The sequence below is a fragment of the Anaerococcus nagyae genome, from assembly GCF_017874535.1.
Taxonomy (GTDB): Bacteria; Bacillota; Clostridia; order Tissierellales; family Peptoniphilaceae; genus Anaerococcus; species Anaerococcus nagyae.
The window spans coordinates 23,601-47,592 of the sequence record NZ_JAGGLS010000010.1 but is presented as its reverse complement, the minus strand read 5'-3'; the positions used below and the strand labels follow the sequence as shown (position 1 = coordinate 47,592).

23 protein-coding genes are annotated in these 23,992 nt (G+C 31.2%); 19 read left to right on the top strand and 4 right to left on the bottom strand.

Features of this window, described 5'->3' with window-relative positions:
- Positions 1–3 precede the first annotated feature (3 nt).
- The gene (locus J2Z39_RS07695; RefSeq protein ID WP_181965109.1) at positions 4–648 is read left to right on the top strand and encodes a queuosine precursor transporter; all 645 of its coding nucleotides are present in this window, start codon (positions 4–6) and stop codon (positions 646–648) included.
- A 61-nt stretch (positions 649–709) separates the two neighbouring features.
- Here J2Z39_RS07695 and J2Z39_RS07690 read toward each other — a convergent pair whose 3' ends face one another.
- Positions 710–1,492 (bottom strand): type III pantothenate kinase, encoded by a 783-nt coding sequence (locus tag J2Z39_RS07690; RefSeq protein ID WP_209814630.1) that lies wholly within the window; start codon positions 1,490–1,492, stop codon positions 710–712.
- Between the two features lies 1 nt (position 1,493).
- Entirely contained in the window at positions 1,494–2,240 is a 747-nt protein-coding gene (locus J2Z39_RS07685; protein ID WP_117520650.1) for an ECF transporter S component, read from the bottom strand.
- A gap of 276 nt (positions 2,241–2,516) precedes the next feature.
- Between J2Z39_RS07685 and J2Z39_RS07680 the strand changes: the two genes are divergently transcribed.
- The 8 genes from J2Z39_RS07680 to J2Z39_RS07645 all read left to right on the top strand — a co-directional run bounded on the left by J2Z39_RS07680 (position 2,517) and on the right by J2Z39_RS07645 (position 11,689).
- On the top strand, positions 2,517–3,215 hold the full coding sequence (locus J2Z39_RS07680) for an undecaprenyl pyrophosphate synthase (protein WP_117520652.1): 699 nt from the start codon (positions 2,517–2,519) through the stop codon (positions 3,213–3,215).
- Positions 3,212–3,988 (top strand): phosphatidate cytidylyltransferase, encoded by a 777-nt coding sequence (locus J2Z39_RS07675; RefSeq protein WP_117520654.1) that lies wholly within the window; start codon positions 3,212–3,214, stop codon positions 3,986–3,988. Before J2Z39_RS07680 ends, J2Z39_RS07675 begins: the two co-directional genes overlap by 4 nt.
- Before the next feature lie 9 nt (positions 3,989–3,997).
- The gene (locus J2Z39_RS07670; RefSeq protein ID WP_209814628.1) at positions 3,998–5,014 is read left to right on the top strand and encodes a M50 family metallopeptidase; all 1,017 of its coding nucleotides are present in this window, start codon (positions 3,998–4,000) and stop codon (positions 5,012–5,014) included.
- Between the two features lie 9 nt (positions 5,015–5,023).
- On the top strand, positions 5,024–6,085 hold the full coding sequence (gene ispG / locus J2Z39_RS07665) for a flavodoxin-dependent (E)-4-hydroxy-3-methylbut-2-enyl-diphosphate synthase (RefSeq protein WP_209814626.1): 1,062 nt from the start codon (positions 5,024–5,026) through the stop codon (positions 6,083–6,085).
- The gene (locus J2Z39_RS07660; protein ID WP_209814624.1) at positions 6,075–10,199 is read left to right on the top strand and encodes a PolC-type DNA polymerase III; all 4,125 of its coding nucleotides are present in this window, start codon (positions 6,075–6,077) and stop codon (positions 10,197–10,199) included. The genes ispG and J2Z39_RS07660 overlap by 11 nt, the downstream gene beginning before the upstream one ends.
- 524 nt (positions 10,200–10,723) lie before the next feature.
- Positions 10,724–11,008, top strand: coding sequence for a hypothetical protein (locus tag J2Z39_RS07655; RefSeq protein WP_209814622.1), 285 nt, complete (start codon positions 10,724–10,726; stop codon positions 11,006–11,008).
- Between the two features lie 316 nt (positions 11,009–11,324).
- Positions 11,325–11,444, top strand: a complete 120-nt coding sequence (locus tag J2Z39_RS08720; RefSeq protein ID WP_209814647.1) for an ATP-binding cassette domain-containing protein — start codon at positions 11,325–11,327, stop codon at positions 11,442–11,444.
- A 104-nt stretch (positions 11,445–11,548) separates the two neighbouring features.
- Entirely contained in the window at positions 11,549–11,689 is a 141-nt protein-coding gene (locus J2Z39_RS07645; RefSeq protein WP_209814620.1) for a hypothetical protein, read from the top strand.
- 195 nt (positions 11,690–11,884) lie between these two features.
- Here J2Z39_RS07645 and J2Z39_RS07640 read toward each other — a convergent pair whose 3' ends face one another.
- On the bottom strand, positions 11,885–12,196 hold the full coding sequence (locus tag J2Z39_RS07640) for a hypothetical protein (RefSeq protein WP_117520664.1): 312 nt from the start codon (positions 12,194–12,196) through the stop codon (positions 11,885–11,887).
- A 52-nt stretch (positions 12,197–12,248) separates the two neighbouring features.
- Positions 12,249–13,703: a carbon starvation CstA family protein gene (locus J2Z39_RS07635; protein ID WP_209814619.1), complete on the bottom strand. Its 1,455-nt coding sequence runs from the start codon at positions 13,701–13,703 to the stop codon at positions 12,249–12,251.
- Between the two features lie 232 nt (positions 13,704–13,935).
- Here J2Z39_RS07635 and J2Z39_RS07630 point away from each other — a divergent pair, with 232 nt between their 5' ends.
- From J2Z39_RS07630 to J2Z39_RS07585, 10 genes are all read left to right on the top strand, one after another.
- Positions 13,936–14,379, top strand: coding sequence for a ribosome maturation factor RimP (locus J2Z39_RS07630; RefSeq protein ID WP_209814617.1), 444 nt, complete (start codon positions 13,936–13,938; stop codon positions 14,377–14,379).
- A gap of 9 nt (positions 14,380–14,388) precedes the next feature.
- Entirely contained in the window at positions 14,389–15,747 is a 1,359-nt protein-coding gene (gene nusA, locus J2Z39_RS07625) for a transcription termination factor NusA (RefSeq protein WP_117520670.1), read from the top strand.
- Positions 15,744–16,010 carry an RNase P modulator RnpM gene (rnpM, locus tag J2Z39_RS07620; RefSeq protein WP_117520672.1) on the top strand — a complete coding sequence of 89 codons (267 nt, stop codon included), beginning with the start codon at positions 15,744–15,746 and terminating at the stop codon, positions 16,008–16,010. The genes nusA and rnpM overlap by 4 nt, the downstream gene beginning before the upstream one ends.
- Before the next feature lie 10 nt (positions 16,011–16,020).
- Positions 16,021–18,249, top strand: coding sequence for a translation initiation factor IF-2 (gene infB / locus J2Z39_RS07615; protein WP_209814615.1), 2,229 nt, complete (start codon positions 16,021–16,023; stop codon positions 18,247–18,249).
- A 1-nt stretch (position 18,250) separates the two neighbouring features.
- Positions 18,251–18,634, top strand: coding sequence for a 30S ribosome-binding factor RbfA (rbfA, locus tag J2Z39_RS07610; protein ID WP_117520676.1), 384 nt, complete (start codon positions 18,251–18,253; stop codon positions 18,632–18,634).
- Positions 18,624–19,583, top strand: coding sequence for a DHH family phosphoesterase (locus tag J2Z39_RS07605; RefSeq protein ID WP_245325745.1), 960 nt, complete (start codon positions 18,624–18,626; stop codon positions 19,581–19,583). The genes rbfA and J2Z39_RS07605 overlap by 11 nt, the downstream gene beginning before the upstream one ends.
- The gene (gene truB / locus J2Z39_RS07600) at positions 19,580–20,464 is read left to right on the top strand and encodes a tRNA pseudouridine(55) synthase TruB (protein ID WP_209814613.1); all 885 of its coding nucleotides are present in this window, start codon (positions 19,580–19,582) and stop codon (positions 20,462–20,464) included. The genes J2Z39_RS07605 and truB overlap by 4 nt, the downstream gene beginning before the upstream one ends.
- Positions 20,454–21,392, top strand: a complete 939-nt coding sequence (locus J2Z39_RS07595) for a bifunctional riboflavin kinase/FAD synthetase (RefSeq protein ID WP_209814612.1) — start codon at positions 20,454–20,456, stop codon at positions 21,390–21,392. Before truB ends, J2Z39_RS07595 begins: the two co-directional genes overlap by 11 nt.
- Before the next feature lie 111 nt (positions 21,393–21,503).
- Complete coding sequence (gene rpsO, locus J2Z39_RS07590) at positions 21,504–21,770, top strand: 30S ribosomal protein S15 (protein WP_117520683.1); 267 nt, start codon at positions 21,504–21,506, stop codon at positions 21,768–21,770.
- A gap of 41 nt (positions 21,771–21,811) precedes the next feature.
- Positions 21,812–23,971, top strand: coding sequence for a polyribonucleotide nucleotidyltransferase (locus J2Z39_RS07585; protein WP_117520685.1), 2,160 nt, complete (start codon positions 21,812–21,814; stop codon positions 23,969–23,971).
- Positions 23,972–23,992: the final 21 nt, after the last annotated feature.

Below are 23,992 nucleotides of genomic sequence, written 5' to 3'. Positions count from 1 at the left end.
TTTATGGAAAAAAATAAAGATAATACTATAGACAAGTCTTTAAAATATAGACTTTATCTATGGAGCTTTTATTCAGTTTCTATAGTGATGAAAAATATTTTTGCAACTAAGACTTTTAGAATTGGATATATGCAAGCCCCAACTGGTTATATTTTTGAACCGATAAGTTTCATAGCCCAGGATGTTGAAACAGAAACAAAAGGATACAAGTCTGCTAAAGTAATGATAATATTAGGCTTTGTTTTAAACCTCATAGTAGCCTTAGCAGGCCAGCTTGCTATTTTACTTCCAAATGCAAGTGGACCTACTATACAATCGTCATTTGAAGTTATACTTGGCAATATGCCTAGGCTTTTTGTAGCAAGCTTAACCGCATATCTTGTAGGCGGTACTTTAAATTCTAAGATCATGGATAATCTCAGAAAACGTAACGATAATAGTTTATTTTTCAGAGCTATAACTTCTACAATTGTAGGACAATTTGCAGATAATATAATTTTTACAACTCTTGCTTTTGCTGGAACTATGCCATATGGACAAATAGTTAGCATGTCCTTATCAATGACGGTTCTAGAAACGCTTTATGAGATAGTTTTTTATCCTATTACAAAATTTACAATTACAAAGATAAAAGAAATTGAAGGATAAAAAAGCTGCTAGGGATACGATTTACTAATTTTAGTTATTTGTATACCAAGCAGCTTTTTCGCTATTTCAAATTATTTTTATTTAATTCATAAATGTATTTTAGACCATTAAGTCCTAAAGTTGTATCTTTTTTTATATCAAACTTACTATTAATTAATAAATCGGAATGTACACCAGTGGTCAATATTACGGTATTAGATTTTTTTAATTCATATTGATCTACAATATTATTGACAATTCCCAAAACCGCATTTTGATATCCATAATATATACCGCTTTGGATTGAGCTAATAGTATTATTTCCTAAAAATTTATCAGGCTTTTTTATCTCCACTTGAGGTAATTTTGCACTTTGTCTGTGAAGTGAATCTTCAAATAAATCTATACCTGGTAAGATTAATCCTCCCAAGAATTCTTTTTTTGAATTAATATAATCAACTGTAGTAATACTTGAAGCTGATATTACTATAATATCACCATCATAAGTTTTACTAGCTGCAACAGCCCTTATAATCCTATCTGAACCAACCTCTTTTGGACTCTCACATTTTATATTAAGTCCAGTCTTAACTCCTGAAGATATTAATATCGGTTTTTTATTGGTAATCTTTTGGGAAATTTCTTCATAGCGAATTGACAGCTCTGGAACTACTGAAGAGATTATTATATCATCAATATCGCTTAAATTTATTTTTTTATCTAATAATATTAACTTTATCGTAAGTTTGGTTTCTTCAATAGATCTATTTTTATCTGTTACTATTGAAAAGCTATCGAGCATTTGATCAAAATTAAATATTCCAAATTTAGTAAATTTATTATCTATATCAATTGCAAGTAACACCTTACCTCCTTGATCTTTTTACAGCTTTAACAACTGCAGTTGTTATTATAACTGAGAAAATAGCCTCTGGAATACCAGATGTAACTGAAACTCCAAGTATTGCAGATTTTGCATTTTCTAAAGGTATATTTAGCGCTTCTACATATTTTTGTGCATAAATTAAATATATACCACCTAATACTAAAATTGTATTGGTCATAGATCCTACAAAAGCTCCTATTGCTACTGGAAAATCTAGGGATGAAGATTTTCTTGAATAGATAAACAAAGCTATGCTTATCAAAAGTAATATAACTACTATAGTTATATTTAATGGAGAAGCACCTGTTTTAATATCTTTATATAGGACATATACTAAAGCTAAAGATATAAGTATCCAAATAACTCTGGCTATGGTTTTAGAATTTTTAGTACTTGCTTTTTTTACTCCATTATAGGCGTAATAAGAAGTTATACCGATTAATATTCTAGGAAGTATTGATATAAGTGGGTTATAGAATACAAAAGAAATTGGACCTGGTCTTAAAAATGCGTTTGCTAGTGATGATATACCAAAAATAAGCCCAACTAAAGCCCCTACTAAAGGTCCTTCTACTATGGCTGCAATAATTACAGGTATATGCATGGTTGTAGCATTTATTATCCCAAGTGGTATTAGTCCAAGTGGTGTTAATCCAAGTACAATTGTAATTGCACCAAGTACTGAAGCTGTTACTAGCTTCTTGTTATCTAGTTTTGTGTTTTTCATTTTTCCTCCTGATACGGTTCTATTTGATACCGTTCTTTGCACTAAAAGATGCTTAACTAATTATTATATTTACAAAAAAGTGATTTGATTAAAAGCTTGGATCTATTAAAGTATCCTGCAATATCACTTATATTGTATTATCCACATAAATTATATCACAAATTTACTTTTGGTAAAGCATATGGATATATAAATAACTTATTTTTTAAGCTATTTTACAAAAATAAACACAATTAAAAATGGTATAATACCATTAGACTTTATAAAGAGGTTATTATGGAAGATATAAACATACCAAATCATGTTGCGATAATATTAGACGGAAATGGTCGTTGGGCGACAAAGAGAAATAAGCCTAGGACTTTTGGCCATAAAAATGGGGCTGATAATGTCGTAGATATTGCAATTCATGCAAAAAAAAGAGGAATTAAATATTTAACAGTTTATGCCTTTTCTACAGAGAACTGGAAAAGACCAGCAAAGGAAGTGGACTATCTAATGAAACTTATGATCAAGTTTATTAATGATAAGATAGATCAGTTAATGGAGGAAGATTGTAAACTAAATTTTTTAGGAAACTTATCGATTCTTCCCAAAACTACTAGAGATGCTATAGTAAGGGGAATTAATAAAACTAAAAATAATAAGTCATTATTTGTAAACATTGCTGTAAACTATGGTGGCAGAGATGATATAGTTCATGCTTTAAAAGATATAATAGATGAAGGATTTAATAAGGATGATATAAATGAGGATCTTATATCTAAGCATTTATATACTAAAGATATACCTGATCCTGATTTATTAATAAGACCAGGTGGGGAGATTCGTATTTCAAATTTTTTGATTTATCAAATAGCCTATTCAGAATTATATTTTTCTGATGTATTATGGCCAGACTTTAATGAGGAAGAATTTGATAGAGCTTTATTAGCATATTCTAATCGCAATAGACGATATGGAGATATTAAATGAATCTATTAGTGAGAACTTTGGGAGGAGCATTAATCCTTTTAATATTGTTAGCTATAACATATTTTGGACATATAAGCTTAGCTGTTGGTTTTACAATCTTTTCCTTAATTGCTATTAAGGAAATAACTAAAGCTTTTGAAAATATTGATGTAAAAGTACCAAAGATGCTATTATATGTATGTGATTTATTAATAATGGTTTTAACTATTAATAGTAATCCAGATGCTTTTAATTTAGCTATTATATTTTCTGTTATAGCTATATTAATATATATGTTATTTAACAAAAATAGAACGTTAAATGATATATTTGCTAGTATTTTTATAATAATGTATGTGCCAACTCTTATGGGAAGTATTATTAAAATTGCTGATATAAGCTATGTATGGTCACTTTATATAACTGCTTGGGGATCGGATACCTTTGCCTACTTGACTGGTTCATTAATTGGTAAAAACAAGATAAAGTCTATAGCTCACATTAGTCCTAATAAGACTTTGGAAGGATCTATTGGTGGAATTATAGGTGCTCTTATATTAAATATTATCTATGTAAAATATGCTCCTCTTAACATTAACTTAACATATGTTATTATATTTTCTATAATAGGGGCTATCTTATCTCAATTAGGTGATTTGGTAGCTTCATATATAAAACGAAAAACAGGTATAAAGGATTTTGGGAATCTTATTCCAGGTCATGGAGGTATCATGGATAGGTTTGATTCTATGGTATTCATAGCTCCTATATTTTATTTATTATCTGTTTTGTAAGGAGAATCAATGGGAACAATTATTATTGCCCTTATAATGTTTTTAGCTCTAGTAACTATTCATGAGTTTGGACATTTTATAGTGGCAAAGTTATCAGGTATAAAAGTAAATGAATTTGCAGTAGGGATGGGTCCTTCTATAAAATCATCTCAAAAAGGAGAAACAAAATACTCTCTTAGAGCTTTACCTATAGGTGGATATTGTGCTATGGAAGGAGAAGATGAAGAGTCAAATGATCCTCGTAGCTATGATAATGCACCAGCAGGTAAAAGATTTTTAACTATTCTTGCAGGCCCTATGATGAATCTTATTTTAGCTATTATTATTTTTACAATAGTAGTCTTCAATACAGGCACTAGCACAACTTATGTAGGAGGTTTTGCAAAAGATTCTTCTGCTAAGGAAGCAGGTATAAATATTGGTGATCAGATAGTAAAAATAGATGATAAGAATGTAAATGAATTTACTGACATTTCTAAGATTTTATCTGATTATTATTCAAAAAATGATAGTAAAGAGCCAATAGAAGTTGTTGCTAAGTCATCTGATGGCAATATTAAATCATATGAAATTAAACCGGTTTTTAAAAATGATATTCCGCTTTTAGGAATTACTTCAAAAATGAGAAACGTAGGATTTTTTGAATCAATTGGACTTGGCTTTAAGGAAACCTGGCGCAATATAAAGATGATTTTTAGCATTTTAGGCATGCTATTTACGGGAAAACTTTCCTTTGGAGCTTTAAGCGGACCAGTAGGAGTGGTAAAGGAGATAGGGAATCAAGCTCAAAATGGAGCTATGAGTGTCCTATACTTTTTATCATATATTAGCGTAAACCTTGGAGTATTTAACTTGATACCATTTCCTGCCCTTGATGGGTCTAAGTTATTTACTAACCTTTATGAGATGATTACTAAAAAAAGGGTTAATAAAAAAATTGAAGAAAAAGTTACTGTTGTTGGATTTGTGATATTAATAAGTTTAATATTAATAATCACAATTAAAGATATATTTACACTTTTTTAAGGAGATGTAATGAGAAAAGAAACTAGACAAATTTATGTAGGAGATGTTGCAGTTGGAGGCAACTCTCCTATTTCTATCCAATCAATGACTACAGCAAAGACCAGTGATATAGAAACTGTAGTTAGTCAAATAAATGCATTAGAAGATGCAGGATGTGATATTTCACGTTCAGCTGTTAATGATATGGATGATGCCAAAGCAATTTCCGAAATAAAAAGAAGAACCAATCTACCATTTGTAGCAGATATTCAATTTGACTACAAATTAGCTCTAGCGGCTGTAGAAAATGGTTGTGATTGTTTAAGATACAATCCAGGGAATATAGGTAGCGAAGATAAGGTGAGAGAAATAGTAGAAGCCTGCAAAAAGCGTAATATACCTATTAGAATTGGGGTAAACTCAGGTTCTATTTCTAGAGAAATATTAGATAAGTTTGGTGGGGTCAATGCAACTTCTTTAGTAGAAAGTGCCATGGAAGAGATTGGGATTTTAGAAGATACGGATTTTTATGATATGAAAATATCTGTAAAATCTTCTGATGTAAATACAATGATAGATGCCTATAGGAAGCTAAGTAGTTTAGTAGATTATCCACTCCATTTAGGAGTTACAGAAGCAGGTCCATTGTATCAAGCCCTTGTGAAATCATCTATTGGAATTGGATCTCTTCTAAAAGACGGCATAGGGGACACTATTCGTGTATCAATTACAGGAGATCCTGTAGAAGAAGTAAAAGCAGCAAAAACTATACTAAAATCTTTAAATCTTAGCCATGATGGTCTTGATATTGTATCATGCCCAACTTGTTCAAGAACTACGGTTAATTTAGAAGAAATAGTAGCAGAAGTTGAAGAAAAAGCGGCGGGCTTAGGTGTAGATGCAAAGATAGCTATTATGGGATGCCCTGTAAATGGACCTGGAGAAAGCAAGGAAGCAGACTATGGCATTTCCGCTGCAAATGGTATGGGATTTCTTTTTAAGAATGGTGAAACCATAAAGAAAGTTAAGGAAGATGAAATAGTAGATACTCTCTTAAAAGTATTAAAAGAAAGTCATTTAAATGAAAATTGATTTAAGCAAATTTGTAGATATTAAGGAAAATGAATATACAATTACCAACGCTGTTTATTACAGAGAGAAAAATGAGCTCAAACTTACTGTAGAATCAAATCTAAATTACTTAGAGGATAAGGTGAGAGCGGATCTAGATGATTATTTATCTTATGTGAATCTTACTATAGAGTTTGTCATGTTAGAACCTGATACAAATGATGAAATTTGCGAAGATAAAAATCCAGAGATAAATGAAGTGGAAATTATTGATGATATAGATTTAAATATTAAGCCAAGAGAAGCTTTAAATAATAGCAAAGATAATTGTAAGAATGTAAATAATCCTTGCTCTAATTTAATTGAACGAAAAGAAAAGGACTTACAAGCTAGGATAAGTCACGCTATGAGTCATACTAAGGAAGAGAAAAAAATAGATGTTCCAGTCGATGGATTAGATTATGGAAGAAAAATTAAGAATGATCCGATTGTTATAGATGATATTTATGATAAAAAGGGGATAACCGTTTCTTTAATAGGAACGGTTTATGGTCTTGATGTATTTGAAACTCGTAATCACTCATTTATATACACCTTTGACCTAGAAGACAATACAGATGCTATTAGTTGTAAGATTTTTGTTTCTCAAAATAAAAAAGATTGTTTAAATCTATTGGCTAATGGTATAGCTGTTCAAGTAGAAGGTGTACTAAACTATGATGATTACGCTCATGATGATGTATTTACAATCAACTCATTAAAGGATGCTGTCGTTAGTAAGAAGATAGATACAGCTTATGAAAAGAGAATAGAGCTAGAGTTACATACTAAAATGACCAACCTAGATGGTTTTGTAGATAATAAGGACATAGTTAGTATTCTTGATGATTGGGAATGGGATGGTCTAGGGATTACTGATACAGAAACTCTTCAAGCTTTGCCAGATCTTTATGATGCTATAAGTAAAACAGGTAAAAAAATGCTTCCAGGAGCTGAACTTTTGCTTGTAGAAGATGAGCTTAGGATCCTAACAAATCTATCTGATAAAAAAATTCCTGAAACTAGTGATATTAAAGATCAAGAATTTGTTGTATTCGATTTAGAAACTACAGGACTTTCAAGATTTAAAGATAAGATAACAGAAATAGGTGCTGTTAGAGTTAAAAATGGAGAAATTACTGAAGAATTTAATGAGCTAGTAAATCCTGAACAGATAATACCAGAAAAAGTAGTAGAACTAACAGGCATTACTAATGAAATGGTAATGGATAAGCCTAAGATAGATAAGATATTGCCAAAGTTTTTAGAATTTGCAGGAGATACAATCTTAGTTGGTCAGAATTCGGATTTTGATATAGGGTTTGTAAAAGAGAATTCTAAGCAATTAGGATTAGATTTTGCTCCAATTTACATGGATACTTTACCTATGGCAAGAGCTTTGTTTACTGATATGGGTAGGTTTTCACTTGATAAAATAGCGAGAAAATTAAATATACCAGCCTTTAATCACCATAGGGCAAGTGATGATGCTCGTGCTACAGCCCAAATTTTTATAAAAATGTATGATATGATAATGAATCAGGACTTAAATTTAGCTAATATAAATACATTGAATACAGAGTACCCTAAGTCTAAATTCGAGAATTTTTCAACCATAGTATTTGCTAAAGATGAAACAGGTCTCAAAAATTTATATAAGTTAATTTCAAAATCTAGAATGGAGAACTTTAATACTGAAGCTAGAACTCCTATTTCAATTTTAAAAGAGTACAGAGAAGGTATTTTAATAGGTAGTGGTGGACATGATGGTATACTTTTTAGATCATTATTAAACGACTATCCAGAAGAAAAGATTAGTGAATTATTAGAGTTATTTGATTTTTTGCAGGTAGAACCACTTGGGATTTTTGCAGATGAAATTACAAATGGACGAATTAGAGATTACAATCAAGTAATTGAGATTAATAAAAAAATCATAGATCTAGGGAGAAAGCATAATAAATTGGTAGTGGCAACGGGTGGAGTAAGGTATTTAATGCCAGATGATTATATGCTAAGAAATATCTTACATAAAGGACAATATTTTAGATATCATGAGAATGAGCCTTTATATTATTTAAGAACAACTAATGAAATGCTTGAAGGGTTTTCTTATTTAGATAAGGACCTTGCCCATGAACTTGTCATAACTAATCCTAAAATAATAGCCGATGAGATTAAGGATATCAGACCAATCCCTCCAGGAACTTTTCCTCCGAAGATAGATGGATCTGATGAAAAGCTTAGAGAAACCTGTTATAATAAGGCGAAATCAATATATGGAGAGCCATTGCCTAAGATTGTAGAAGATCGTCTAGAAAAAGAACTTAATTCTATAATCTTTAATGGATATGCAGTTCTTTATATAATTGCAAAAGAGCTAGTAGGAAAATCTAATGAAGATGGCTATTTGGTAGGCTCTCGTGGATCTGTAGGTTCGTCGTTTGCTGCTACTATGGCAGATATAACAGAAGTTAATCCTCTATCACCTCATTATGTTTGCCCAAAGTGTAAGCATAGTGAGTTCTTTGAAGAGGATAGGCTGGGAGCTGGAATAGATTATCCTGACAAAGATTGTCCAAAGTGTGGTACTCCTATGAATAAAGATGGACACAATATACCATTCGAAGTTTTTTTAGGTTTCGAAGGAGATAAAGAACCAGATATAGACTTAAACTTTGCTGGAGAATATCAGCCTATAATCCATAAATATACAGAAGAATTATTTGGTAAAGGCAAGGTATTTAGAGCTGGAACTATTGGTGCTATCCAAGATAACACTGCTTTTGGCTATATAAAAAAATATAGTGAAGAATATGGTGAAGAATTTACAAATGCTCAGATTAGAAAACTTCAAAGAGGACTTAAGGATGTAAAAAGAACCACAGGTCAACATCCAGGTGGCTTAATAGTAGTACCTAATGATATTGATATATTTGATATAACACCTATTCAATATCCTGCAGATGATCCTAATGGTGATATAAAGACAACACATTTTACTTATAATATGATGCATGAGACTTTATTAAAACTGGATCTTTTAGGTCATGATGTGCCATCAATCATACGTGCTCTGCAAGATTTGACAGGAACAGATCCTCTTAAGATAAGAATGGGCGACTCTAAAGTTATGAAGATATTTTCAACTACTGAACCTTTAGATATTAAGCACGATTTCTCGAATAATGAGATAGGAACGCTGGGTATACCAGAATTTGGTACAAATTTTGTTAGAGGAATGTTAAAGGAAGCATATCCTACTAAGTTTTCAGAGATGACAAGAATTTCAGGACTTTCTCACGGCACAGATGTGTGGAATAATAATGCTAGAGATTTAATTTCAGATAAAACTGCGAATTTTGATGAAATAATATCAACTCGTGATGATATTATGAACTCTCTTATACAAAAGGGTCTAGATAAGAAGAAGTCTTTTCAAATTATGGAGATTGTAAGGAAAGGAAGATCCCTATCAGAAGAACAACTGGAGTATATGAGAGAAAATGGAGTGCCAGAATGGTATATAGAATCTTGTCTAAAGATTAAATATCTATTCCCAAAAGCCCATGCAGTTGCATATTGTCTTATGAGTTATCGTATAGCTTATTATAAAGTTTATTATCCTGCTGCTTTTTATGCAACTTACTTTAATACAAAGCTTTCAGATTTTGTTTATTCTATTATAATTAACGGATTAGAGTCGATTCAAGTGGCTCTTAAATCATATGCTCAAAGATTTGATCTTACAGCTCGTGATGAGGGCATTAGAAAAGTTTTAGAAGTAGCTGAAGAGATGTATGCTAGAGATATAAAAATAGATAGGGCCGATCTATATAAATCTCATGCTTCTAAGTTTATTCTAAGTGAAAAGGAAGGATATATACTTCCACCACTTTCATCTGTTGATAATGTATCTGAGGCTATGGCTATTGATATAGTAAACGAAAGAGATAAAGGCGAATTCATTTCTATAGAAGATTTAAACAAAAGAACAGCTGTAAATAAAAATGCTCTAGAAAGTCTTAAGAATTTTGGAATTATAGATGGTCTAGGCGAGAAAAATCAAATGAGCTTATTTGATGGAATATTTTAAAATAGTGGTTTTTTAATGTAATTATCCTATATTATTGAATTGGTTATAAATATATTGCACAACATTATAGAGGTGTTTATGAAGATAGTATAAATAAAAAAGTAATAATTATTTTACTGATTATCCAATCTATTGTATTTGCAATACTAGTAAGCATATTTTTAGATAAGAAATATAATGAAAATTTTAAAAATATTTCAAGTGATTATAAGGAAGTTTCTTAAATAATATTGATACTAGTAAAAGCAATGAAGTGGGAAATTATATTTCAAAATTTTTAGGTAAAAAATGCTGTTTTGCTAAAAGAAGTTGAAAGCCTTGACTTTACTGGTGTAAAAATAGTTCATATTTACTGGATGGCTAGTGATTGTAAAGTTAATAAATATAAGTTAAACCCTAAATTCTGGGGAAAAACAATATGCTAAAGATAAAAGTTTTAAAACTTTAGTTAACTATGTTGGTATTAAGAGAAGTTCCCTTTAAAAGCCATAGAACCTGTTATTAATTTATTGTGCAAAGATAATATGTCATGGTTTGAAACTTCTAGTTTATTAGCAGGTGGTGAAAGAAGATCTTTTATCAAATTTAATCAAAAAGCTTATGATAAATATGTAAATAAAGATTATTATAAAAAATTTCATTTAGAAGATAATATGACAGAGTTTGTAAAAATAAAAGATTTGATAGGCGGTAGGATTCAAAGTTTAGGTCAATCTATATTAACGTTTGTATTAGTAGCTGTACTATTTACAGTAATTTGTAGAATAATCTTATATAATTTAATAACGTATATAGGGAAGTTTATCTAGAAGAAGTAAACATCAAAAAATTTCTAGGTTATAATAATAAAAAATATATAGTCCTATTTTGGCAGTGATTTTAATTGCGGCTTTTATAAATTTATTGATTGCAATAATTAAGAGATCAATTTTTGGATTTATAATTTCTCTAATAATTGGCTTGATAGAAATAGCTTTACTAAGAATGTTTACAGATAAAAATCAATTTAAAGTGATAGTAGAGTTTTTAAAATAGGGGAGAAAATTATGAAACAAAGAATATATCAAAGTTATTTGGAAATAGAAATGGAATAGATGATCTAAAATTTTCTGTTGATGAAAAAGAATTGTAGCCATAGTTGGTAAAAGCGGTTCTGGGAAGTCTACAATTTTAAACATGAATGGTATTTTAGAGACTTATGATAATGGAGAGATTTTATTCAAAGGCGAAAACTCCCTGATATAGATAGCAAAGAAGCTACTCTGCTTCGGAGAAATGAAATAAACTATATTTTCCAAACGAATGTTTTAATAAATGAAAAAATTGTTAGAGTAAGTCTTTTGATTTGTATGGAATATGCAGACTTAAAAGATGAACCAACAGGATCTTTGGATCCAATTATGAGTGAAGAAGTTTTTAAAATTATTTTATCACTAAAAGATGAATTTAATAAACAATTATTATTGTTATTCACGATATGGACTAGCTAGTAAAAGTGATAGGGTTATCAAAATAAATTAATTATACAAAAGGGGTTGTTGCAAACTACGAATAATTATCGTCCCATCATTAGAAGCTTCTATTAGTAAACTTTTTACATAGCCTGACGGTTAGTGTATACAAAATTTCCATAGAGGTTCCTTCTAATGATTTTTAGACGATTTATTAATTATGCACTATCCTCTTTAAGAATTAAGTGGTGAGAATTCAGTTGCTGTATAAAATTTTTTCTTTTTTCCGAATCCAAACACTGAAATTTCAACTTCTGGATAATTCATTAGTAAGGATTCTAACCTAGGATCGTAGTATGTTGTGACTAGTTTGGAAGTTTCTTTTTTTAACATATCTTCGTTTTTTCCTTTTGGACTTATTCTAAGATTTATAGATCCAAGATCACAGCAACCCATCCCTCTTTCTACATCTTCTCTGATAAAAATTTTATCTATATTATTTTTTCTTATATAATCCTTAGCTTTGTCAGTATATATAAATTTCATAAATTTTCCTTTGAAAAAGGGAGAGCAAACTCTCCCAAAGACAAGTATCTAATTAATTTAATACAATAGCTGCAATACGGTCTTTATTTTTCTTTGCTTTTTTAACTGTAAGAATTGCTATTACAATGCTGATAATCGCACCAATAATATAAGCTACCTTAAAGTCTGCACCAAACCCTACTCCCTTATCACTTATAATAAATGAGAATACTATAAATGTATAGAAAAGTTCAGGAATAAGTGATATCCAATAATTTTTGCCGTTATTTAATAAGTAGCTAGTTCCAGTTGCTAGAGCAAATAAGGCAACTAATTGATTAGTAAATCCGAAGTATCTCCATAATAGGTTGAATCCATTTGGATCGTTTTTAGCCCATGCTAATATTAATATAGCTGGAATAAATAATACTGCAGCTACACCAATTCTTTTAACTGGAACTTTTTGATCTATATTAAGTTCTTCAGCTACGATTAGTCTTAGTGATCTAAATGCTGTATCACCAGATGTGATTGGAAGAACTATAACACCTATGATAGCAATGAGTCCGCCGATATTGCCCATAAAGTATTTAGAAATTTCACCAACCATTAAAGTTGCTCTAGTATCTAGTGGTACTATTCCTTGAGAGAATATTACCATTGCTCCAGCAGCCCAAATCATAGCAATAACACCTTCAGCAATCATTGTTGAATAGAATGTTGCTCTATTTTCTTTTTCTGAAGCGACAGTTCTAGAAACAAGTGTTACTTGAGAACCGTGGAAACCTGAAAGTATACCACAAGCTACAGTTATAAAGAATGCAGGTATAAATTTTTGTCCAAGTGGATGCTCGCTAATATAGCCTGCTCCTGCAAATTCTAGGTGAGCTGATCCTTTTGTAAATATGCCTATAAGAACTCCAACTGCTGATACAATTAAAAACGCTCCAAATAATGGATAAATTCTACCTATAAGCTGATCGATTGGAAGAACTGTTGATAGTATGTAATATAAGAATATTATAGCGTATATAATCCAGATTCCCTTTGATCCTTCAGCTAAACCCATAACATCATTTGCGAGCAAGTCTCCAGGAGTATAAACAAATACTGTTCCTGTTAGAAGTAAAAGAATACCAATAACAACGTTGTAGACTTTTCTAACTCCATTACCTAAGTACTTACCTACAAGCTTTGGTACTTGAGCTCCACCATTTCTCATTGACATTGTTCCAACTAAAAAGTCATGTGTTGCTCCAGCTATAACACAGCCTATTGGAATTGCAATAAATGCTACTTTACCAAATAGTATACCTTGTATAGGTCCAAGAATTGGTCCAGTACCAGCTATATTAAGTAGATTTATTAGCCAGTTTTTCCATTTAGGCATGGCTACAAAATCTATTCCATCTGCCTTAGCGACAGCTGGTGTTGGTCTATCATCTAAATCTAATTGGCTTTCTACATATTTTGAGTAGAAATAGCCACCAACTAGGAGTACGACTAGACCCATTAAAAATAAAGTCATAAAATACCTCCATAAATATTGTATTTGTTTCATTATAAACAAATTATGTTCACATTGTCAACATGATTTATATTTTATTTATTATGTCGAAGCAGTACTATGACAAATTGAAGAATTAAATATTTAACAATAATTTAGCAATTGAATAAAAGCTATAAAAAGGTATAATTTATCCATATAAGAGTGGGCGTGATATCCGCTCTTTTAATATGTATAGGCAAAGGATGGTAAGATGGATTTAATCACAACACTTAGAGAAACCTTTGATGATGATATAAAAAATCTAGGATATGAATTAATAGATATTGAACTTAGAACTGGTAAAGATGGTAAAGTACTTACATTTTATATATATAGTGAACAAGGGATAACTATAGATGATTGTGAGAGAGTAAGTAACTTTCTAGATCAAAAATTAGATGATCTTGATTTAGTGAAAGGGCAGTATTACTTGGAGGTATCTTCTCCTGATCTTTCAAGATCTCTTAAAACAGATAGAGACTTAGAGATAAGTAGTAATGAGCTTTTGAAAGTTACGCTAAAGAATGGAGAATTTTTTCTAGGCTATATAGATGAAATTAAAGATGATAGTTTAGTTTTTTCTCTTAATGAGCAAGAAGAGATAGAAGTAAATAGAGAAGATATAAAACAAATTAAAATAGAGATTGTATTTTAAGGAGATCTTATGAATGAAGATTTTATACTAGCCTTAGACGAGCTAGAAAAGGATAAGAATATAGACAAGGAAGTTATCCTTGAAGCACTAGAAAAAGCTCTAATCAAAAGCTATCAAAAAAACTATGACAATGCAGAAAACGTTGATGTTATAGTTGATAAACAAACTGGTGACATTGAGGTTTTTGCATTAAGGGAAGTTGTAGATGATGTTAATGATAATATTAATCAAATTTCCTTAAAAGAAGCAAAAGAAATAGATAAAAATCTCGATATCGGAGATGTAGCTAGGATAAAAATAGCTCCTAAAAACTTTGGACGTGTAGCAGCTCAAACTGCAAGAAATATTGTTATACAAAAGATAAGAGATGCGCAAAGAGATTCAGTTTATGGTGAATATCTTGATCGTGAAAATGAAATGATTACTGGGACTATTCAAAGAGAAGATAGCTATAATCTTTATGTGAATTTAGACAAAATCGAAGGGGTAGTACCTCTTAAGGAACAAGTTGTAAGTGAAAAATACATCCCTAATGAAAGGATGAAGTTTTTAATAAAAGATGTGAAAAGTTCATCTAAAGAACCACAAATAGTTTTATCACGTTCTAGTGAGATTCTCGTAACTAGATTATTTGAATTAGAGGTTCCTGAGATTACCGAAGGAGTTATAGAAATATATTCTATAGCTCGCGAAGCGGGTTCTCGTACTAAGATAGCTGTATTTTCTAATGACGAAGCTATAGATCCAGTTGGAGCTTGTATAGGATATAAAGGAGCTCGTGTAAACTCTATAGTAGAAGAACTTCAAAATGAGAAGATTGATATAATAAACTATGATAAGTCTATAGAGGAATTTATATCAAATGCCTTATCACCAGCAGATATTGTTGAAGTTCTCATAAATGAGAAGAACAAACAATCATTGGTAGTAGTAAATGATTACCAACTTTCATTAGCCATAGGTAAAGAAGGTCAAAATGCTAGACTTGCAGCAAGGCTTACTGGCTGGAAAATAGATATAAAATCAAAAACTGATTTTGATAATATGAGCGAAGAAGAGATTGATCAAATTCTAGGTTTAAACCAAGAAGAAAATACTTTAGAAAAAACTAAAGAAGATATTGATTTAATTTGCGTTGAAGATCGTAGTGAGAATCAAGAAACTATAGATAATGCAAGTGGAAAGTTATCTGATAAAAAAGCAGATGATATAGAAAATTGTACTTTAGAAGATGCCTATAATGGTAAAGATTTATTATCAAGTCAAGACGATTTAAAAGAAATTGATCTTGATGGAGTGTATGAAGCAGAATCTGATTTAATACTACATGGGCAAGAAGATAAATCAGAAGAGGATTCTGAAATATGAAAAAAGAAAAAAAGATCCCTCAAAGAAAATGTATAAATTGCGGGAATCTTTATAATAAAAATGATCTCCTTCGAATTGTAAATAACAAAGAGATGGGAATTGTAATTGATGAAAGTGGCAAGCTTAATGGACGAGGTGCATATATTTGTAAAAATAAAGAATGCATAGAAGAAGTTAAGAAGAATAATAAGCTTAATCGTGTATTTAAACAAAAAGTAGATAAAAAAATTTACGAGGAGTTAGAAGCTTATGAAGTAAAATGAGGTGAAATAGATGGCTGATAAAAAAAGAGTTTACGAACTAGCAAAAGAACAAGGCATGCCAGCAAAAGAGATGGTTGAGTTATTAAATAAAGAATTTGGATTAGGTATAAAGTCTCATATGTCAAATGTAAGTGGTGATGACTTAGAACTTATTAGTGAATATTTTAAAGAAGAGAATAAGAAAGCAGATACTCAACAAGATCAAAAATCTAAAGAAAATAAAGATAATAAAACTGATATGAAAAAAAATAATAACAAAAAACATTCAGGTAGAGATGATTATGATGAATTAGATGATTATGATGATCATTATAAATCAAAACAAAAGTTTAACAAATCAAATAAATCTAAGAAATCTAAAAATTTCGATAAAGAAGATGATGATTTCTATGAGAATAAAAATAGAAAGAACCGTAAGAAAAAAAATAGAAAAAATAAATCAAACAAATCTAATAATCAAGCTGCTAAAGCAAATAAAGAAGAGAATAATAAGATTGAGATTCCAGAAGTTATAAATGTAGGTGCTTTTGCAGAGAAGATTGGTGAAAATTCTAATGCGGTTATAGGTAAACTTATCCAACTTGGAGTGATGGCAGGATTGAACGATCCAATTGAGTTTGAACAAGCAGAACTCATAGCAATGGATTTTGGTAAAGAAATTACTCTTGAGCAGGAATACTCAGCTATAGAAGAGCAAGAATTAGACCTTGATTATGAGGATGATAAAGAAGATCTTATAACAAGAGCTCCAGTAGTATCAGTAATGGGGCACGTAGACCATGGTAAAACAAGTATCTTAGATTCCATTAGAGATACTCATGTAACAACTGGAGAAGCAGGTGGAATTACACAACACATAGGTGCTTATTCAGTAAATTTAGAAGGTGGATCAATTACATTTTTGGATACACCAGGACACGAAGCATTCACCGAAATGAGAATGAGAGGGGCTCAATCAACAGACATTGCAATCCTAGTTGTTGCTGCAGATGATGGTGTAATGCCACAAACAGTTGAGGCTATTAACCATGCTAAGGCAGCGGATATTCCAATAATAGTAGCTGTAAATAAAATTGATAAAGAAGAAGCAAATCCAACAAGAGTAAAGCAAGAACTTATGGAACATGGTCTTGTTGCAGAAGACTGGGGTGGAGATACAATAACAGTTGAGGTTTCCGCAAAAACAGGTGCTGGCATAGATGAACTTTTAGAGATGGTTTTACTTGTCGCAGAAATGAGAGAGCTTAAAGCAAATCCTAATAGGGATGCAGTAGGTCTAATAATAGAAGCTCAATTAGATAAGGCTCGTGGATCTGTTGCCACAGTTTTAGTACAAAAAGGTACCTTACATGAAGGAGATAATGTTCTAACAGGTTCAACCTCTGGTAGGATACGTGCTATGTTCAATTCTTTAGGTGAAGCTATAAAAGAAGCTGGTCCATCAGTTCCAGTTCAAATCTTAGGATTGTCAGAAGTTCCAGAAGCAGGAGATAAATTATTTGCTGTTGAAGATGAGAAAATTGCTAGAAGTTATGCCCAAAAAGCTGAAGACCAAAAAAGAGAAGAACGTCTTATGGCTAAGGGAGCAAGCCTTGAAGATATTTCAGGATCAGCAGCAGAAGGTGAGCTAAAAGAACTTAATATAATTGTAAAAACTGATGTTAAAGGAACAGTTGATGCAGTAAGCCAATCACTTATCAAACTTTCAAATGATGAAGTTAAAGTGTCTGTAGTGGCAGGTGCAGTTGGTGGTATTACAGAATCAGATGTACTTTTAGCCCAAGCATCCAACGCTATTATCATAGGATTTAATGTACGCCCTACCCAGGGAGCTATGGAAAGAGCCAAAGATAATAATATAGAAATAAGAACTTATAGCATAATCTATGAAGCTATAGAAGAAGTAGAAAGTGCTATAAAAGGTATGCTTGATCCAGAATTTGTAGAGGAAGTACGTGGTCGTGCAGAAGTTCGTGAAACATTCAAAGTGCCATCTGTAGGAACTATAGCAGGAGTAATGGTTACAAGCGGATCAGTTCCAAGACGTGCAAATATCAGACTACTACGTGATAATGTAGTGATTTTTGATGGAGAAATCACATCTATGAAGAGATTTAAAGATGATGCCAAAGAACTTGCTAATGGCTATGAAGGTGGTATAGGTCTAAATAGATTCAATGATATCAAAGTTGGAGATGTCATGGAAGCTTACGAGGTAGTCGAAAAAGAAAGAGACTAAGATGAAAAAAATTAGAACTGAAAGAATTGGGGCGGAGATCCAAAAAGAATTATCCAAGATAATTAGGGATGATCTAAATGATCCAAGACTATCAGATACAGCAGCAGTTTCAGTAATAGAAGTGAGGGTCACAAATGACCTTTCTTTTGCTGATTGCTATATATCAGTCTTAGGTGATACATCCAAAAAAGAAGATGTCCTAGATGCTCTAAATCAGGCAAAAGGTTATATCAAGATGCTTATTGGAGATAGAATGAGACTTAGATCTATGCCAGAATTTAGATTTAAGCTAGATGAATCTATAGAGTATGGAGTTTATATGGATAAACTTATAAAAGAAACAATAGAAAAAGATGAAAGGACTCATCAAGAAGATGAAAATTAGTGGCGAGAATTTAGAAAAATTAAAATCTTTAATTGATGCTGCTGCTACTATTGGTGTAGTTTCTCATGTTAATCCTGATGGCGATAATCTAGGCTCATCTTTAGGTCTTGCTAGAATTTTAAGAAATCATGGTAAGAAAACTCAAGTAATTGGTCATGATGAAATTGACGATTATTTGAAATTTCTCCCAGATTTAAAATATTATACAAAAGATTATAAAGATTCTTATGATTTGTTATTGATTTTGGACGCATCAGAAATGGATAGAATAGGTGATGCTATTCCAGTTGCAAAAAAATCAAAAATGACTGCGGTAATAGATCATCATTTAGGTGGTAAGATTGAATCTGATTTAAACATCATTCACCCAGATTCACCAGCTACTTGCGAGCTTATATATGAAATAGCTAGTAGGCTAGAATTACCTATAGATAAAACATCAGCTACATTGCTCTATACTGGAATAGTCACAGATACGGGTAGATTTTTATATTCTAATACTAGTAAAGATACCTTAGAAATTGCTGGTCATTTATTAGAGCTTGGAGCTGATAAGGAATATATATATACTAACCTTTATCAAAACAAACCAATTAAAGTTTTACAATTTGAAAATTATCTAATATCTAAAGCAGAATTTATGACAGATAGAGTATTTGCGGTATCAAGTGCAGATGCAGTTTCCAAATTTGATGTTCAAATGGGAGATTGTGAACATGTTGCAAGTGTATTAAGGGACTTAGAAGGTATAGAAATATCCATGTTATTAAAAGAATATGGCAATGGAGAATACAAGGTATCGCTTAGATCTAAGAATGTAGATATATCTAAAACTGCCAGAGAAAACGGTGGAGGTGGTCATATAAATGCAAGTGGATTTAGCATATTCGATAATTCCTTAGAGCAAGCGGCAGAAAAAGCAAGAGAAATCTTAAAAAATATACAATGATTAGTGGAATTTTAAATGTAAATAAAGAAGTGGGAATATCTTCAAATAAATGTGTTAGCCTTGTTAAAAAAGCTCTAAATACTAGAAAAGTAGGTCATACAGGAACTTTAGATTTAGAAGCTTATGGAGTTTTACCTATAGTTATTGGTAAGGCAACTAGAGTTTCAGACTATTTGATGGATGATAAAAAAGAGTATATAACAGAGGCTGTGTTTGGTAAAAGAACTGATACACTAGATTATTCAGGAGAAGTATTAGATACTAGTGATATAGTATTTGATAAAGATCAGTTATTAGAAGTAATGGAAGGATTTAAAGGTGAAATAACCCAGATTCCTCCAATGTATTCTGCAATAAAAGTAAATGGCCAAAAATTATACGATCTTGCTCGTAATGGAGTAGAGATAGAAAGAAAAGTTAGAAAAGTCAATATCTATGAATTTGAATTATTAGAGTATGAATTTCCAAAGGCTAAGTTTAAAATAACTTGTTCTAAGGGTACCTATATTAGAACTTTAATAGATGATTTAGGAGATAAGCTTGGATCTTTTGCTTATGTAGATAGCTTATGCAGAAGCAAAGTTGGAGATTTTTTTATAGAAAATTCTGTAAAATCTCAGGATTTACTCTCTATGGATAAGGATCAATTACTTAGTAAATTAAAGCCTGTTGATTTTGCCCTAAGTAGCTATAAAAAAGTTACTTTACCAAATACATACTATAAACAAGCTATAAATGGTATGACTATGTTAGTAGAAAATTATTATGGAGATGAGCTTGTAAGAGTGTATATAGGTGATGAATTTATAGGACTTGCTAAATCTAGTATAGGTAATGATAGAAATTTTTTGAAGATGGATAAAGTATTTTATGAAAAATAATATAAAAGTTTATGACCTTGATATGGGTATGACAGATTTTGAACCTAAAGCTGTATCTTTAGGAAATTTTGATGGTATCCATAAAGGGCATCAAAAATTAATGAAAAGAAATGTAGAAGTTTCAAGAAGTCAAAATTTAGTACCTTCTGTTTTGCTTTTTAAAGAAAATAGCAAAAAAACACTAATAGATGAAAAAGAATATTTAACTTCTATAGATGATAAAATTGAAATTTTAAGTGATCTAGGGATTGACACCTTTTGTATTTTAGACTTTAATGAAGAATTTAGGTCTCTTAGTCCAAAGGACTTTATAACAAAGATTTTATATGATAAATTAAATACTAAATATGTAATTATAGGCGAAGATTATAGGTTTGGCAAGGATGCTTTAGGTGATAAAGAAATACTAAAAAAGTATGAGGATGAATATTCTTATAAAACTGAAGTCGTTGATTTTGAGCTAGATGATGGAGAAAAAATTTCATCTAGGACAATAAGAGAATTAATAAAAAAAGGTCAAGTAGAAAAAGCTAATAAATATCTTAACAGATATTATAAAATAAGAGGAGAAGTTGTTCATGGTCATAAAAGAGGGCGAACATTAAATTTTCCAACTGCAAATCTTAAAACAAATTTTTCTTACACTATTCCAGCTGATGGAGTCTACCTTACTAGGGTAAAAGTTTTAGACGAGTATCATTATGCACTATCAAATATTGGATCAAACCCTACCTTTGAAAATGATATTAGAAACATAGAAACTTATATACTTAATTTTGATAAAGATATATATGAAGAAAATATATCTATAGAATTTCTAGAGTTTTTTAGATCAGATATTAAATTTAATTCAAAAGAAGAACTTATAGAACAAATGGAAAGTGATAAAAAAAGGGCATATGAAAGCTTAGAAAAGAAGTATTTGTAATCTTTACAAATGCTTTTTTCTTGGTATAATAGATAAAGTACCTTGGCTTTGTAATCGCTACCTCGACTATTACTAGGCTATAGGCAAATAATAATTTTATAGGAGGAATTTATGTTAACACCAGAAAAAAAGACAGAACTAATTAAAGAATATCAATTAGAAGAAGGAGATACAGGTTCTCCAGAAGTACAAATAGCTATTTTAAGCTATAGAATCAAAGACTTAACAGAACACTTAAAAGCTAATCCAAAAGATCACTCTTCAAGAAGAGGACTTTTCAAGATGATTAGACGTAGAAAAGGATTATTAAACTACTTAAAAGATAATGATATCGATAGATATAGAAGCATTGTTGAAAGAGTAGGAATAAGAGGTTAATTAATGGCGGGGATTTCCCGCCTTATTTTTTAGGAGTTACAATGGAAAAAAATTACAAGTATACTTCAAATCATGGATATGAACTTGAGGTTACAATAGGAAAATTTGCAGAACAAGCTAATGGAGAATGCTACATAAAAAATGGGGAAACATCCCTACTTGTAACAGCAGTTGCTAGTGAAAAGCCAAGAGAGGGAATAGATTTTTTTCCATTAATCTGTGATTTCCAAGAAAAATTATATGCAGTAGGAAAAATTCCAGGAGGATTTTTAAAAAGAGAAGGGAAAGCTTCAGACGAGGGAACTTTAATATCTCGTCAAATGGATAGACCATTACGTCCACTTTTTCCTGAAAACTACTACAATGATGTTCAGGTTATAGCTACAGTTTTTTCAATGGATGAAGATCATAAGCCAGATTGTTTATCCACTATTGGAGCAAGTATTGCCCTTGGTATATCTGATATACCATTTGCAGGTCCTGTAGCAGCTGTGTCAGTAGGATATGTTGATGGTAAACTTATAGTAAACCCAAATGAAGAAGAAAGAAAAAATTCTAAACTTGACTTAACAGTAGCAGGAACCGCTGATGCTATAAATATGGTTGAAGCTGGGGCAAATGAACTTACAGAAGAAGAAATGCTTGAAGCTATGCTTTTAGCACATGAAGAAATAGGACAAATTTGTAAGTTTACTCAATCAATTATTGATGAAATTGGCAAAGAAAAGAATCTTGTAGAAGTTGAGCTTACATCAGAACTTGAAGAAAAAATAATAGAAGAATATTCAGATGATATTAAGTCATCTATAAGAACAACTGATAAGATGGAACGCGGAGAAGCTATATTTAATATAGAAGAAGCTGCTAAGGAAAAATACTTAGAAGAATATCCAGAATCTGAAGATGAGATTCACAGAGTAATAGATAATATAATGAAAAAGGAAGTTCGTCGTATGATTTCCATAGATAAGATTAGACCAGATGGTCGTGATCTTAAGGAGATAAGGCCACTCTCAGCTGAAGCAGGACTTATACCAAGAGTACATGGTTCAGGGCTGTTTAAGAGAGGACAAACTCAAGTATTATCAATAACAACTCTAGGTTCACCAGCAGATGTTCAAATAATTGATGGACTCAATCGAGAAGAAATTCATAAGCGCTATATGCATCAATACAATTTTCCACCATTTAGTGTAGGAGATGTAAAACCACTTAGAGCGCCAGGTCGTCGTGAAATAGGTCATGGTCATCTTGCAGAAAGAGCATTAGTTCCAGTATTACCTGAACAAAGTGATTTCCCATATACTATTCGAGTTGTATCAGAAGTATTAAGTTCTAATGGATCAAGTTCTCAAGCATCAATTTGTGGCTCAACTTTATCACTAATGGATGCAGGAGTACCAATCAAAAAGCCAGTTGCTGGTATTGCTATGGGACTTATAAAAGAAGAAGAATCAATCTCAATTCTTACAGATATACAAGGTCTAGAAGATCACTTAGGAGATATGGACTTTAAAGTTGCTGGTACTCGTGATGGAATCACAGCTTTACAAATGGATATGAAAATATCTGGTATCAGTAGAGAAATTTTAGAAGAATCATTACAAAATGCTAAGCAAGCTAGGATGCAAATCTTAGATTTGATAGAATCTACTATCAATAGTCCTCGTGAAGATATATCAGACTATGCACCAAGACTTTTCACAATAGATATAGATCCAGAAAAAGTCCGCGATGTAATAGGATCAGGTGGAAAAACTATAAATAAGATTATAGATGAAACAGGCGTAAGTATAGAAACTGAGGATGACGGACATATCACTGTAGCTGCAAATGATGGAACTAGTGGTAAAAAAGCTATAGAAATGATTAGAGCTATTGTAACTGATCCAAAAGTTGGGGATATCTATACAGGCAAAGTTACTAAGATCATGAACTTTGGAGCTTTTGTGGAAATAGCAATAGGTAAGGAAGGATTACTTCACATTTCCCAAATAGATCATGCTAGAACTGATAAAGTGGAAGATGTTTTAGCTGTAGGTGATGAAGTCAGAGTTAAGATTACGGAGATAGATAGGCAAGGAAGAATCAATCTTTCAAGAAAAGCCCTCTTAGAAAAATCCGAAAAAGAAGAAAATAAAAGGGATGCTAATCACAAAAAAGAAGCATGGCCAAGTGATGAAGATCCAAGAAATAAATAGTTAATGAAAAAAATCGGTAAT

Coding starts and splice junctions, on each gene's coding strand:
- J2Z39_RS07695 (WP_181965109.1), top strand. CDS start 4: ATGGAAAAAAATAAAGATAATACTATAGACAAGTCTTTAAAATATAGA.
- J2Z39_RS07685 (WP_117520650.1), bottom strand. CDS start 2,240: ATGAAAAACACAAAACTAGATAACAAGAAGCTAGTAACAGCTTCAGTA.
- J2Z39_RS07680 (WP_117520652.1), top strand. CDS start 2,517: ATGGAAGATATAAACATACCAAATCATGTTGCGATAATATTAGACGGA.
- J2Z39_RS07675 (WP_117520654.1), top strand. CDS start 3,212: ATGAATCTATTAGTGAGAACTTTGGGAGGAGCATTAATCCTTTTAATA.
- J2Z39_RS07670 (WP_209814628.1), top strand. CDS start 3,998: ATGGGAACAATTATTATTGCCCTTATAATGTTTTTAGCTCTAGTAACT.
- ispG (WP_209814626.1), top strand. CDS start 5,024: ATGAGAAAAGAAACTAGACAAATTTATGTAGGAGATGTTGCAGTTGGA.
- J2Z39_RS07660 (WP_209814624.1), top strand. CDS start 6,075: ATGAAAATTGATTTAAGCAAATTTGTAGATATTAAGGAAAATGAATAT.
- J2Z39_RS07655 (WP_209814622.1), top strand. CDS start 10,724: ATGTCATGGTTTGAAACTTCTAGTTTATTAGCAGGTGGTGAAAGAAGA.
- J2Z39_RS07645 (WP_209814620.1), top strand. CDS start 11,549: ATGGAATATGCAGACTTAAAAGATGAACCAACAGGATCTTTGGATCCA.
- J2Z39_RS07640 (WP_117520664.1), bottom strand. CDS start 12,196: ATGAAATTTATATATACTGACAAAGCTAAGGATTATATAAGAAAAAAT.
- J2Z39_RS07635 (WP_209814619.1), bottom strand. CDS start 13,703: ATGACTTTATTTTTAATGGGTCTAGTCGTACTCCTAGTTGGTGGCTAT.
- J2Z39_RS07630 (WP_209814617.1), top strand. CDS start 13,936: ATGGATTTAATCACAACACTTAGAGAAACCTTTGATGATGATATAAAA.
- nusA (WP_117520670.1), top strand. CDS start 14,389: ATGAATGAAGATTTTATACTAGCCTTAGACGAGCTAGAAAAGGATAAG.
- rnpM (WP_117520672.1), top strand. CDS start 15,744: ATGAAAAAAGAAAAAAAGATCCCTCAAAGAAAATGTATAAATTGCGGG.
- infB (WP_209814615.1), top strand. CDS start 16,021: ATGGCTGATAAAAAAAGAGTTTACGAACTAGCAAAAGAACAAGGCATG.
- rbfA (WP_117520676.1), top strand. CDS start 18,251: ATGAAAAAAATTAGAACTGAAAGAATTGGGGCGGAGATCCAAAAAGAA.
- J2Z39_RS07605 (WP_245325745.1), top strand. CDS start 18,624: ATGAAAATTAGTGGCGAGAATTTAGAAAAATTAAAATCTTTAATTGAT.
- truB (WP_209814613.1), top strand. CDS start 19,580: ATGATTAGTGGAATTTTAAATGTAAATAAAGAAGTGGGAATATCTTCA.
- J2Z39_RS07595 (WP_209814612.1), top strand. CDS start 20,454: ATGAAAAATAATATAAAAGTTTATGACCTTGATATGGGTATGACAGAT.
- rpsO (WP_117520683.1), top strand. CDS start 21,504: ATGTTAACACCAGAAAAAAAGACAGAACTAATTAAAGAATATCAATTA.
- J2Z39_RS07585 (WP_117520685.1), top strand. CDS start 21,812: ATGGAAAAAAATTACAAGTATACTTCAAATCATGGATATGAACTTGAG.